The organism is Leisingera sp. ABM4_101, from assembly GCF_056158725.1.
In genome coordinates this window covers 4,187,387-4,199,422 of record NZ_JBSWTV010000002.1, presented here as the reverse complement: position 1 = coordinate 4,199,422, position 12,036 = coordinate 4,187,387, and the positions used below count along the sequence as shown (strand labels likewise).

Annotated in this window: 10 protein-coding genes; 4 read left to right on the top strand and 6 right to left on the bottom strand. The window is 62.7% G+C overall.

Features of this window, described 5'->3' with window-relative positions:
* Positions 1-41: 41 nt before the first annotated feature.
* Positions 42-1,064: a LysR family transcriptional regulator gene (locus tag ACXAEK_RS21510; protein WP_475045043.1), complete on the bottom strand. Its 1,023-nt coding sequence runs from the start codon at positions 1,062-1,064 to the stop codon at positions 42-44.
* 281 nt (positions 1,065-1,345) lie between these two features.
* Here ACXAEK_RS21510 and ACXAEK_RS21505 point away from each other — a divergent pair, with 281 nt between their 5' ends.
* The 4 genes from ACXAEK_RS21505 to ACXAEK_RS21490 all read left to right on the top strand — a co-directional run bounded on the left by ACXAEK_RS21505 (position 1,346) and on the right by ACXAEK_RS21490 (position 5,959).
* On the top strand, positions 1,346-2,470 hold the full coding sequence (locus tag ACXAEK_RS21505) for an extracellular solute-binding protein (protein ID WP_475045041.1): 1,125 nt from the start codon (positions 1,346-1,348) through the stop codon (positions 2,468-2,470).
* A gap of 154 nt (positions 2,471-2,624) precedes the next feature.
* Complete coding sequence (locus ACXAEK_RS21500) at positions 2,625-3,737, top strand: ABC transporter ATP-binding protein (RefSeq protein WP_475039281.1); 1,113 nt, start codon at positions 2,625-2,627, stop codon at positions 3,735-3,737.
* Positions 3,738-3,749: 12 nt separating this feature from the next.
* Positions 3,750-4,670 (top strand): ABC transporter permease, encoded by a 921-nt coding sequence (locus ACXAEK_RS21495; RefSeq protein ID WP_475039279.1) that lies wholly within the window; start codon positions 3,750-3,752, stop codon positions 4,668-4,670.
* Positions 4,667-5,959, top strand: coding sequence for an ABC transporter permease (locus ACXAEK_RS21490; protein WP_475039278.1), 1,293 nt, complete (start codon positions 4,667-4,669; stop codon positions 5,957-5,959). Before ACXAEK_RS21495 ends, ACXAEK_RS21490 begins: the two co-directional genes overlap by 4 nt.
* Before the next feature lie 68 nt (positions 5,960-6,027).
* Here ACXAEK_RS21490 and ACXAEK_RS21485 read toward each other — a convergent pair whose 3' ends face one another.
* The 5 genes from ACXAEK_RS21485 to ACXAEK_RS21465 form a co-directional block, all read right to left on the bottom strand.
* Positions 6,028-7,032 (bottom strand): helix-turn-helix domain-containing protein, encoded by a 1,005-nt coding sequence (locus ACXAEK_RS21485; RefSeq protein ID WP_475045039.1) that lies wholly within the window; start codon positions 7,030-7,032, stop codon positions 6,028-6,030.
* Positions 7,033-7,133: 101 nt separating this feature from the next.
* On the bottom strand, positions 7,134-9,986 hold the full coding sequence (gcvP, locus tag ACXAEK_RS21480) for an aminomethyl-transferring glycine dehydrogenase (RefSeq protein WP_475045037.1): 2,853 nt from the start codon (positions 9,984-9,986) through the stop codon (positions 7,134-7,136).
* 118 nt (positions 9,987-10,104) lie between these two features.
* The gene (gcvH, locus tag ACXAEK_RS21475) at positions 10,105-10,470 is read right to left on the bottom strand and encodes a glycine cleavage system protein GcvH (protein ID WP_475045035.1); all 366 of its coding nucleotides are present in this window, start codon (positions 10,468-10,470) and stop codon (positions 10,105-10,107) included.
* A 21-nt stretch (positions 10,471-10,491) separates the two neighbouring features.
* A complete protein-coding gene (gene gcvT, locus ACXAEK_RS21470) occupies positions 10,492-11,589 on the bottom strand; it encodes a glycine cleavage system aminomethyltransferase GcvT (RefSeq protein ID WP_475045034.1) in 1,098 nt (365 codons plus the stop codon).
* 30 nt (positions 11,590-11,619) lie between these two features.
* The gene (locus ACXAEK_RS21465; RefSeq protein WP_475045032.1) at positions 11,620-12,033 is read right to left on the bottom strand and encodes a universal stress protein; all 414 of its coding nucleotides are present in this window, start codon (positions 12,031-12,033) and stop codon (positions 11,620-11,622) included.
* Between the last annotated feature and the right edge of the window lie 3 nt (positions 12,034-12,036).

The window sequence follows — 12,036 nt, the reverse complement described above, 5'->3', positions numbered from 1 at the left end:
GGTTTTCCCAATATCCCTGGGCCAGACACCTGGTCCCGTGATCAGGGCAGCAGCGTGAAACGGCTGGTCAGCCAGGGGTAGGCTTCGTGTAGCGGCTGAAGTGCATGGCTGCTGATCAGGCTGCGCATCCTGCTGTGCACCAATTCCCGGACAGAGGCCGCGCAGTCAGGCGTAGACAGGATCGACAGGGTGCGCGCGAAGCTCTTTCCCGGGAAGGCTTCAAGCCGGAGTTGCGGTTGGAACCGGCGGGCGCGTGCGTAATGCAGCGGTGTTGTGACCGCCCAGCCGGCACCGGCGGCCACCATCGCCAGCAGGGTCTGGTTGCTGGCGCATTCAAACCGGTACGGCAGGGCGAAACCGTTGCGCCGCAAGTGCGAATCGATCTGACGGGACATCATCTGGGCTGCGGAGTAGCGCAGAAACGGCAGTTCGCCGCGGCCTTCAAAGAGGTCCTGAGCCGGCACATCGCAGGTTTTCGGCAGCACAACGGTGAATGGATCGCTGAGCAGCGGCGTATCCTGCAGGTCGCGCAGCGGCTCTGCCGGGGTGGTTGTGATGCCAAGGTCAAGCTTGCGGTCGTGCAGCATAGCAATGACCGCGTGGCTGGACTCCGTCTGGTATAGGAAATCGCAGCGCGGCATGTGGCGGGCGAGAAAAACTGCCAGTCCGGGCAGGATGTCGCTGTCGAAATCCTCGATCGAGCCGAGCCGCAGCTGGACTGCCTCTGTAATATTCCCGGCTGAGACTTCTGCTTTGGCCTTGCGGATGGCTTGCAACGCCTCGTTGATATTGCGCAGAAAAATCTGCCCTCTTGGCGTCAGCACCATGGGCCTGCGGCTGTGGTCGAACAGCTCCGTGCCGAGATGCTCTTCGAGATTGCGCAAGTGGTGCGAGACTGTGCTGATGGACAGACCGGTTTCGGCCGCGACCTCCTGAAGGGAATTTTTCCGCGCCGCGGCCTGGAAAAGTTCCAGTGCTCTGAGGCTCAGATCTTTGCGGGAAGAATGGTGCGCCATGCCGCCTATCTTCCACAAAATCAGCACCGCGTCATGCGGTTCCCGCAATCGGACTATGATTTCTTCCCATATTGCAAACGCTTGATCGTTGACGCCCCGCGCTGGCGGGCGCACACTGCAGGCACGGTGATTGTTTTTAAGCGCAATAGAATAGGCTGCCGGTGGACTGAGAGCACAGCGTGAACTGGCACCATGCCAGGCGGCTTGCCGGGTGATCTGGCCTTATCAGTTTTTAAAACTGTCACTGTAGGAGACATTCAAGCCTTCGCAAGGTTTGACAGTTGAAACAACAAAAACAACGAAAACAGTCCAAAGGGAGAACAAATCAAATGGCTGTAAAAACATCGATTTCGCGGCGCGGAGTGCTGAAGGGTGCCGGGGCTGCTGCCTTGGCAGCGCCGCTCTACTCGAAAAGCGCGCTGGCGTCTTCGGGTGAAATCAACATCCTGATGTGGTCGGACTACCTGCCACCGGAATTTATCGCGGGCTTTGAAGCCAAGACTGGCATCAAGGTGAACTACACCGGTATCGGCTCCAACGAGGAAATCATCAACAAGATGAAGGCCACCAAGGGCCAGGGCTTCGATATCGTCTCGCCGACTAACAATCGCTCGTTGCAGTGGGGCCCGCTGGAACTGCTGAAACCCTTCGATATGAGCAAGGTCAACATCGACGCGGTGAACCCGGCAATGGCCAAGATTGGCACCGATGCCTGGAACTTCGGCGGCGGCGGCGTTCATTGGCTGCCGCATATCTGGGGCACCGAGGGCATCGCCTACCGGACCGACCTGTGGCTGCCGGCAGGGGACGCACCGTCCTACGGTGACGTCTGGTCGGAAGAGAACGCAGGCAAGACCATGGGCCGCGCACATTCCATGATGCTGGGTGCAGGCCTTTACATGGAAGCCTCGGGCGAGATGGAGCCGGGTTCGATCTGGGCTGCCTATGACGACGAAGAGACCATGCGCAAGGTCTGGGGGCAGGTCACCGACTGGTGCGTGGCGCGAAAGTCCCGCATCAAACTGATCTGGAACGATGCGGACACCCAGAAAAACGGCCTTCTGAACGAAGGCGTCGTGGTTGGCCAGACCTGGGACGGCCCGCCGCTGGCGCTGAAGTCCGCAGGCGAGCCGGTGCATTACCAGGCGCCGGTTGAGGGCGCGATGGCCTGGGTTGACGGCATCTCAATGCCAGTGGGCGCACAGAATGAAGAGCAGGTTTATGCATTCATTTCTTATGCTTACGAGCAGGAGCCCGCAGGCAAAGCGATTGACAGCCACGGCTACAACTCGCCGGTTCTGGGCGCCGACGGCTTCTCCGGCGATGTCTACAAGAAGAACTTTGCGGAGGCCTATCCGGGCGATAGCCTGGCCAATCTGAACCCCTGGCCGGCCGAGGCGCCTTGGTATGCGGATGTGCGGACCGAGTTCGTCAACAAGTTCAAGAGCGCTTAAGCGCCGGGCTTGAGCATCAGGCCCCCGGAGCCAGCTCCGGGGGCCGTTCCGCGCAGTGGCGCGCAATCATATACGAACGGAAAACAGGAAGCAGGCCTTGCGGGGCCGGCGGTGCGCCGCCGGATAGGGGACCTGCGCCCTGGGGAGAAGCCAAATGAGTGCTGGGGTCGGCGTTGATCTCGAAAACCTGTGGATCCGCTTTGGCGATTTTGTCGCCGTGCGCGATGCCAATGTGAACATCAATGGAGGGGATTTCTTCTCCTTCCTGGGGCCTTCGGGCTGCGGCAAGACAACCATCCTGCGCGCGGTCTCGGGCTTTCTGGAGCCAAGCGACGGCCGGGTGCTGATCGGCGGCAACGACATGAAGGGGATCGGGCCGAACAAGCGCCCGACCGCACTGATCTTCCAGAACCTGGCGCTGTTCCCGCTGATGAAGATCTGGGAGAACATCACTTTTTCGATGGAAATCAGGGGCGCCTCGGCCAAGGAGCGCCGGAAGCGCGCCGATGAGCTTTTGGACATGATCGCGCTGCCGGGGCAGGGCGACAAGCTGCCCTCGGAACTGTCGGGCGGCCAGCGCCAGCGGGTGGCGATTGCGCGGGCGCTCTGTGCGGAACCCGATGTGCTCTTGCTGGATGAGCCCTTGTCGGCGCTCGATCTGAAGCTGCGCCAGCACATGCGCACAGAGCTCAGGGAGATCCAGCAGCGGGTCGGCATCACCTTCATCTACATCACCCACGACCAGGGCGAGGCGCTGACCATGTCCGACAATATCGCGGTGATGAAGGCGGGCGTGATTGACCAGATCGCCGATGGCAAGACCATCTACAACGACCCCTCGACCGCCTTTGCCGCCTCTTTTGTCGGCGAAAACAACGTCTTCCGCGGCAAGGTCAAACGCGTCATGGGCAATGAGGCGCTGATCGCCACCAACCGTTCGGGCGAGCTGGTGGCGCGGATTTCCAGTGCCAACCAGGGCCGCATGAAAGAGGGCGACGAGGCGATGATGTTCATCCGCCCCGAGGCCTTTGCGCTGGCGCCTGAGGGCGCCTCCGGCGACCATTTCGTGACCGCGCGCGTCAACCACGAGGAGTTCGAGGGCAATGTCTTCAACATCTTCATGGAAGGCGAGGGCGGCAAGGAGCTGAAGGTCTCGATCCCCAATCTGGGCCAGTCGTTTGACGACCACACCGGCCAGAACATCACCCTGGAATACGAGACGCAGAATGCGGTCTGTGTTCCCGCCGGTGAGCTGGCCGCGGAATAAGGAGGCCAAGCCATGCCAAGCTTCCTGAGGGAGTTTTTCAAACGCAACGGCACCGGCATGGGCAGCCTGATGCTGGGGCTGGTCCTCTTTTGGACCATCGGCCTCATCATCCTGCCGCAGCTGTCGATGCTCGACTTCTCGTTCCGTCCCAACCTGCCGCCGCCGGAGATCGGCGGGCCCAAGGACGTCTACACGCTGGAGAATTACAAATACCTGATCTACGGGCCGGAAGGCGGCAGCCAGGACTATAACGCGGTCGACCTCAAGGTGTTCTTCCGCACCCTGGTGGCAGCCGTCTGCGTCACCATCTTCAACCTGATCCTGTGCTATCCGATCGCCTATTACCTGGCCCAGACCAAGGGCAATCACATCCGCATCTTCGCGCTGATGCTGATCATCCCCTACTGGATCAACGAGATCCTGCGGGCGTTTGCGCTGCGGATCATCTTCGGTGAGACCGGGGTCCTCAATAACATGTTTGTCGGCCTGGGGATCTTCGACACGCCCTTCGACTTCATCCGCAATGACATCGCGCTTTATGCGGGGCTGGGGTACGCCTACATCCTGCTGATGATCTTCCCGATCTACAATGTGATCGAGAGCCTGGACCGCAACCAGATCGAGGCGGCGCGCGACATGGGCGCCAGCTGGCCGATGATCCACCGCCGGGTGGTCATTCCCTACGCCAAGCCGGGGATCTCCTCGGGCTGCACCATGGTGTTCATGCTGTCGGCAGGCGCGCTGGCGGCGCCGCAGATCCTGGGCGGGCCGTCCTCCCTGTGGTTCACCCAGCTGATCTATCAGCAGTTCAATGACAACTCCGACTGGCCGCAGGGCGCGGCTTATGCGGTGGTGCTGCTGGTCACCTGTATCCTGCTTGTTCTGGCGGTGATGCGCCTGTTCAAGGTCAACATGGGGGATATCGGCAAATGAAGAACCTCACTTTCATGCGCCTCAGCCTCTGGGTCTATCTGGGCGTGTTCTTTGCCTATCTGCTGGGCCCTTTGGTGATCATGTCGGCGACCGCCTTCAACTCGCCGTCGTTCCCGCGGATGACCCCCTGGGAGTGCCTGACGTTCGAGTGGTTCTCGGCCCTGTTCCAGGACGAGCGGATCCTCAATGGCATCTGGAACTCGATCCTGGTCGGCGCGGGCACGGTGGTCTTGTCGGTGGCGATGGGCCTCGCGGGCGCCTTGATGCTGACCCAGATCTGGCCCAAGCTGCGCGCCACCTATTACACCATCATCATCGCGCCGATCCTCATTCCCGGCGTGGTGCTGGGGATCTCGACCCTGGTGTTCTGGGACCGGATCAACCGGCTGCTGGGCTTGGGGGCGGACAGCTGGCTGTCGAACGGTCTGTTCCTGACCATCATCGGCCAGTCGACCTTCATTGCCAGCTACTGCATGCTGGTGCTGGTGGCGCGTCTGCAGCGCTATGACATCGCCCTGACCGAGGCCGCGCTGGACCTGGGCGCCACCCATGCCCAGGCCTTCCGCAAGGTGCTGCTGCCGTTCATGCGGCCTGCGATCGCCTCCGCTGCGGTGCTGGCCTTCCTGGCGTCGTTCGAGAACTACAACACCACCACCTTCACCTTTGGCGAATACCCGACGCTGACCATCGAGCTGGCGCAGAAGGTGCGCTATGGCATCACCCCCGCGATCTCGGCCCTGGCCTTTATCATCGTGGTGCTGACGGTGATTGCGGCGCTGTTCAACGAGGCCTCGATCCGCCGAAAGGAGCTGGTTGCAGCGGCGCGCAAGAAGGCCACGGTGGAAGAGCTGGAGAGCGGCAAGCTGCGGCTGCCCGGTTTCCTCAGCTCCAACGCGGCGGCGGTGGGCCTGGTGGTTGTCGCCTGCGCCACGGTGGCGGTGGTCGGCACCGCCTCGGTCTACAGCCCGCAGCAATGTATCGCCGACGTGCAGGAGCAAAAGCGCCTGGAGACCGAGGAGCGCATCCAGGAGCTGCGCCGCCAGCGCGAGCTGCGCCGCCAGCAGCAGCAGGAGCAGCAGGGCGGAACCGCGCCGGAGGCCACCCAGCCTTCGGGCAACAACTCCGGCTTCGGCGGCGTCTTCAACCCGGGCAACCTCTCAGGCGAAGAGGGCGGGGAAGCGACGGAGCAGCAGCCCCAAGGCAGCGGCCAGGGCAACAGCTCGGGCTTCGGCAACGTCTTCGACCCGGGTGCCTTGTCGGGCGACGGCGAGGACGGCTCAGGCAACTGACACCCAAGCTGAAAACACAAAAGGCGGCCCAACGGCCGCCTTTTTCAATTGGGGCAGCTGGGCAAGCGTCAGGCAAATGAGCCGGCGGGGTTCCGGTCAGCGTAATACTGTTTGCGAAAAGCCTGCGGGCTGGTCTTGTATTCGCGCTTGAACCATTCGGTCAGATTGCTGCGGGAGCCGAAGCCGGTGGCGGCGACGATCTCCGCCAGGGGCAGTGTGGTGTGCAGCAGGAGCTGGCGGGCCTTTTCAATCCGCAGCTTGCGGTAGGCGGTCAGCGGGCTGGTGCGGGCTTTCTGCTGAAAGCGGCGCTCCAGCTTGCGGGGGGAGACACCGGCCTGCTGGGCAATATCGCGGATCAGCAACGGCTCTTCCAGGTTCTGCTGCATCAGATCAAGGATCTTGACCACCAGCGCGTCGCCGCCGGCGGTCTGGCGCAGCTGCAGGGAGACCTTCGATTGTTCGGACGCGGGGCCGAAAGCGAGGCCCAGATAGTCGCAAACCGCATCCGCAATGAAGGGGCCGCGGTCGGCGCGCAGGAACCCGGCCAGCAGGCGCAGGGCGGCAAAGCTGCTGATCGCTGTGCTGATCCGGCCAGAGGAGGTGGTGAGCGTGCCGGCGGCGGCGCAGGCCAGCTGTTCTTCTTCCGCAGCGGCGGCAAAATTTGAATGCACCGCAATTTCAGCGGTGGCGTTGAGTCCGGTTTCCGGCAGCAAGAAAATGGCGCTGCCGGCAAACAGGCAGCGCTGCGCCTGTCGGCAGATCCGCTGCAGGCTGGCTTTCTCGCCGGAATTCAGCGGCCAGCGGCTGGAAATACCGCCAAGGAAAATGACCGTTTGCGGCTTCCAGCCAGCGGGGGCTGCACGCATTTGCGACGCGAGATTGCGTACGGCGGTGCGGTAGCCGCTGTCGGGGAACAGTTCGTTAGCGGCGCGGAACACTTCGCAGATCATCTGCGCAGCGGCCGGAGAATCCGTCTGCGGCAGAATGACTTCGACATCGTGGAAGCGGGCCTGTGCCGCGCTGTCAGCGGGGTGCTGTGAAGCTGGCACGGTCAGCGGGTCGAGGCGGGACATCATTCTCTCCTCTGAGCGGGTCATGCGGGGGCAGCTGCGCGGGGGCGCTGCGGGATGCCCCGCCGGACGCGCCGGCGGGGCAGGAGGCCTGAAACTCAGGCTTAGTCTTCTTCGTAGTCCGACATCGGCGGGCAGGTGCAGATCAGGTGACGGTCGCCATAGGCGTTATCCACCCGGTTCACGGCCGGCCAGTATTTGTCGACACCCAGATTGCCCGGCGGGAAACAGGCCTGTTCGCGGCTGTAGGGACGGTCCCATTCGCCGACCAGGTCGCGCACCGTGTGCGGCGCGTGCTTGAGCGGGTTGTTCTCGGGATCGATCTTGCCGTCGATGATATCCTGCGCCTCCTGACGGATTGACAGCATGGCATCGCAGAAACGGTCCAGCTCGTCCTTCGGCTCGGACTCGGTCGGTTCCACCATCAGCGTGCCCGCTACCGGCCAGGACATGGTCGGGGCGTGGAAGCCAGAGTCAACCAGACGCTTGGCGATGTCGTCAACAGTGACATGGCCTTCTTCGTCCAGCGGACGGGTGTCCAGGATGCACTCATGCGCAACCCGGCCGGTCTCCGAGGTGTAGAGGATCTTGTAGCCGTCCTTGAGGCGCGCGGCGATGTAGTTGGCGTTCAGAATTGCCACCTTGGTCGCCTGGGTCAGGCCCGCGCCGCCCATCAGCAGGCAGTAGGCCCAGCTGACCGGCAGGATCGAGGGCGAGCCGAACGGAGCCGCCGAAACCGGACCAACAGCAGTGCCGTATTCCGGGTGGCCCGGAAGATGCTCTTCCAGATGCGCCTTGACGCCGATCGGACCCATGCCGGGGCCGCCGCCGCCATGCGGAATGCAGAAGGTCTTGTGCAGGTTCAGGTGCGAAACGTCGCCGCCAATCTTGCCCGGCTGCGCGAGGCCCACCATGGCATTCATGTTAGCGCCATCGATATAGACCTGGCCGCCGTGATCATGGGTGATCTGGCAGACCTCCTGCACGGTTTCCTCAAACACGCCGTGGGTCGACGGGTAGGTGATCATGCAGGCCGCGAGGTTGGCAGAGTGCTCTTCTGCCTTAGCGCGGAAGTCGGCGACGTCGATGTTGCCGCTGTCGTCCGATTTCACCGGAACCACCTTGTAGCCCACCATCTGTGCCGACGCCGGGTTGGTGCCGTGCGCGGAGGTCGGGATCAGGCAGATGTTGCGGTGCGCTTCGCCGCGCGACGCGTGGTAGTTGCGGATCGTCAGCAGGCCTGCGTATTCACCCTGCGCACCGGAGTTCGGTTGCTGGGAAATCGCATCGTAACCGGTGATCTGGCACAGTTTGTCGTTCAGATCGTCGATCATCTGGTGGTAGCCCTGCGCCTGGTCTTCCGGGCAGAAGGGGTGCAGGTTGCCGAATTCCGGCCACGTGACCGGGATCATCTCGATGGTCGCGTTCAGCTTCATGGTGCAGGACCCCAGCGGGATCATTGCACGGTCCAATGCCAGGTCGCGGTCAGCCAGGCGGCGCATGTAGCGGGTGATCTCAGCCTCGGCCCGGTTCTTGTGGAAGATCGGGTGGGTCAGATACTCGCTTTCACGCAGCGCATAGTCCGGCAGGCGATAGGCGCGGTTGGCAACGCTGTCGTCTTTCTTGGTGATGCCGAAAGCACCCCAGACGGCTTCGATGGTTTCCGGGCGGGTCTGCTCGTCCAGCGAGATGCCGACATGGGCTTCGCCGATTTTGCGCAGGTTCACGCCGCGGGCAACCGCCGCTTCCATGACGGTCTTCTGCAGCGGGCCGACTTCGACTGTGATGGTGTCGAAGAAGACTTCCGGCTGTACCTTGAAGCCGTGCTCTTCCAGGCCTGCGGCCAGGCGCGAGGTCTTGCGGTGCACCGACTGGGCAATCGCCTTGATGCCGTCGGGGCCGTGGTAGACCGCATACATCGACGCGATGACAGCCAGCAGCGCCTGTGCGGTACAGACGTTGGAGTTGGCCTTTTCGCGGCGGATGTGCTGCTCGCGGGTCTGCAGCGCCAGGCGGTAGGCCTTGTTGCCGCGCGCATCGACGGACACACCGATGATACGGCCGGGCATGGCACGCTTCAGCTTGTCGGTGGTTGCCATGTAGGCAGCGTGCGGGCCGCCATAGCCCATCGGAACGCCGAAACGCTGGGTGGAGCCGATGGCGATGTCCGCGCCCATCTCGCCGGGCGACTTCAGCAGCGCCAGCGCCAGGATGTCGGCGGCGACAACGGCGATGCCCTTGTGCTCGTGGATGGCTTCGATTTCCGATGTGAAATCGCGCACATGGCCGTAGGTGCCGGGGTACTGGAAGATCGCGCCAAAGACCGCGCCCGGGTCCAGATCATCGGGATCAGCAACCACAACGTCGATGCCCAGGGGCTCGGCGCGGGTCTGGATCACGGCGACGGTCTGCGGGTGGCAGTTCTTGTCGACGAAGAAGGCCGCGTTGTTCGCCTTGGAGCGCGAGCCGCGGTGCGCCATTGCCATGGCTTCAGCGGCAGCGGTGGCTTCGTCCAGCAGCGATGCGTTGGCAATGTCCAGGCCGGTGAGGTCGCTGACCATAGTCTGGAAGTTCAGAAGCGCTTCTAGACGGCCCTGGGAGATTTCCGGCTGGTAGGGGGTATAGGCGGTGTACCAGGCTGGGTTTTCCAGGATGTTGCGCAGAATTGGTGCCGGGGTAGTGGTGCCGTAATAGCCCTGGCCGATCAGCGAGGTCAGCACCTTGTTCTTGGATGCCACTTCTTTCATGTGGAAAAGCGCGTCGCGCTCGGTCATTGCCGGGCCCCAGTCCAGCGCCTCTTTCTGGCGGATGGCGGGCGGCACGGTGGCGTCGATCAGCTCGTCCAGGGTTTTGAAGCCGATCACCTGCAGCATGTCGGCCATCTCCTGCGGAGACGGGCCGATGTGGCGCCGGTTGGCGAAGTCATAGGCTTCGTAATCGGTAAGTTTGAAGGCCATTTACAAGCGCTCCTGTTTGAAGGTCACGCCCGGCCGGAAGTGCGGGAGCCTCCGGCGGGGATATTTTTAGCCAGATGAAGAGCGGATCCGGGCGGAGTGCGGCGGATCCGCAGGAGACTTAGCCGATCAGGGCCTTGTAGCCGTCCAGGTCCATCAGATCGTCCAGCTGGGAGGCGTCTGCGATCTTGATCTTGTAGATCCAGGCGTCGCCTTCCGGGCTTTCGTTCAGGGCGCCGGGGTTGTCGGCCAGGGCTTCGTTGGCTTCGATCACTTCGCCGTCCAGCGGCGCGTAAATCTCGGAGGCTGCTTTCACCGACTCGATGACGCCGATCTCGCCGCCTTTTTCGAACTCGTCGCCGGCTTCGCGCTGCTCGACGAAGACTACTTCGCCCAGCTGGTCGGCAGCGTGCTGGGTGATGCCCAGGGTGGCGGTGTCGCCTTCAACGGTGATCCACTCGTGGTCTTCGGAGTAATAGGTGGCCATTTTGACTCTCCTGATGATGTCTTAGCGTTTGTAGTTCTGGGTGACGAAGGGCAGGGCAACGATTTCAGCCGGCTGCGCCTTGCCGCGGATGATGAGGTTCACTTTCTCGCCTGGCTCGCCGTGGCCTGCCGAGACATAACCCATTGCAACGGGGCCGCCGACGGTGGGGCCGAAGCTGCCGGATGTGATGGCACCGATAGTATTGCCTTCCGCGCATTGGATTTCCACACCCTGGCGGGCGGGGGCGCGGCCTTCGGGCTTGATGCCGACCAGTTTTTTGGCGGCGCCCTCAGTCAGTTCCTTCTGGACGCGGGCAGCACCGGGGAAGCCGCCTTCTTCCTTGCGGCGTTTTTGGATTGCCCAGGCCAGCGACGCCTCGATCGGCGAGGTCGACTGGTCAATGTCGTTGCCATAGAGGCAGAGGCCGGCTTCCAGGCGCAGGCTGTCGCGGGCACCCAGGCCTGCGGGCTCGCAGTCCTCATGGGCCAGGAACAGTTTGGACACGCGGATGGCGTCCGCTTCCGGGATTGAGATCTCATAGCCGTCTTCGCCGGTGTAGCCGAGGCGCGAGATGCGGCACTCGACACCGCCGATGTCTGCCAAGGTGGTTTCCATGAACTTCAGCTCACGGGCGGCGGGGCACAGTTCGCCCACCACGTCTTCGGCTTTGGGGCCCTGCACGGCGACCAGCGCGCGGTCGAAGATTTCGGTCACTTCGACGCCGTCCAGGTTGGCCTGCATGTGCGGGATGTCCTGGTGGCGCAGGGCGGCGTTCACCACCACAAAGTAGTGGTCGCCTGCATTGGAAACGATCAGGTCGTCCATGATGCCGCCGTCTTCGTTGGTGAAGAAGCCATAGCGCGCCTTGCCCTCTTTCAGGGTGGCATAGGCCTGCGGGCAGAGCGTTTCCAGCTTCTCGCCCACGTTATCGCCGCGCAGAATCACCTGGCCCATGTGGGAGACATCAAACAGCGCTGCCTTCTCGCGGCACTGCTTGTGCTCGCCCATGATGCCCATGGGATACTGGACCGGCATTTCCCAGCCGGCGAAGTCGACCATCTTGCCGCCAAGTTCGACGTGCAGGTCGTAAAGCGGGGTGCGTTTGGGTGCGTCGGTCATGACGGATGTCCCTTCTGATAATTTGCGGGTTCAGCCGCGGACAACCGTGACCGAGCAATGCGCATTGCGCACGACGCGGGCCAGGTTCGGGCCGATTTCATAGTTCGGGAACTCGCCTTCGGCAGAGGCCATGATGATCAGATCATAGCCGTCTTTATGGGCAAGTTTCAGGATTTCGCGGTATACGCTGCCTTCGGCGATCTGCACCGGCACATCTGCGGCACCGTTCTGGGCCAGGATCGCCTCGACCGCGCCTTTGACATGCGCCTTGGCGCCGGAGCCGTAGCCCGCGGGCAGATTGGGCAGCTGGACGATCTCGGGAATGACCGAAACAGCATGCAGTTCGGCGCCGTAGAACTTGGCCTGTTCCAGCGCAACGGGCAGCGCTTTCTTCCAGGAGTTCTGATCGGTGTGGTCGATCGGAAGCAGGATTTTGGTAGCCATCAG

Bases quoted from the DNA above. Each gene is read 5' to 3' on its own strand.
- ACXAEK_RS21505 (WP_475045041.1), top strand. From the start codon at position 1,346: ATGGCTGTAAAAACATCGATTTCGCGGCGCGGAGTGCTGAAGGGTGCC.
- ACXAEK_RS21500 (WP_475039281.1), top strand. From the start codon at position 2,625: ATGAGTGCTGGGGTCGGCGTTGATCTCGAAAACCTGTGGATCCGCTTT.
- ACXAEK_RS21495 (WP_475039279.1), top strand. From the start codon at position 3,750: ATGCCAAGCTTCCTGAGGGAGTTTTTCAAACGCAACGGCACCGGCATG.
- ACXAEK_RS21490 (WP_475039278.1), top strand. From the start codon at position 4,667: ATGAAGAACCTCACTTTCATGCGCCTCAGCCTCTGGGTCTATCTGGGC.
- ACXAEK_RS21485 (WP_475045039.1), bottom strand. From the start codon at position 7,032: ATGTCCCGCCTCGACCCGCTGACCGTGCCAGCTTCACAGCACCCCGCT.
- gcvP (WP_475045037.1), bottom strand. From the start codon at position 9,986: ATGGCCTTCAAACTTACCGATTACGAAGCCTATGACTTCGCCAACCGG.
- gcvH (WP_475045035.1), bottom strand. From the start codon at position 10,470: ATGGCCACCTATTACTCCGAAGACCACGAGTGGATCACCGTTGAAGGC.
- gcvT (WP_475045034.1), bottom strand. From the start codon at position 11,589: ATGACCGACGCACCCAAACGCACCCCGCTTTACGACCTGCACGTCGAA.
- ACXAEK_RS21465 (WP_475045032.1), bottom strand. From the start codon at position 12,033: ATGGCTACCAAAATCCTGCTTCCGATCGACCACACCGATCAGAACTCC.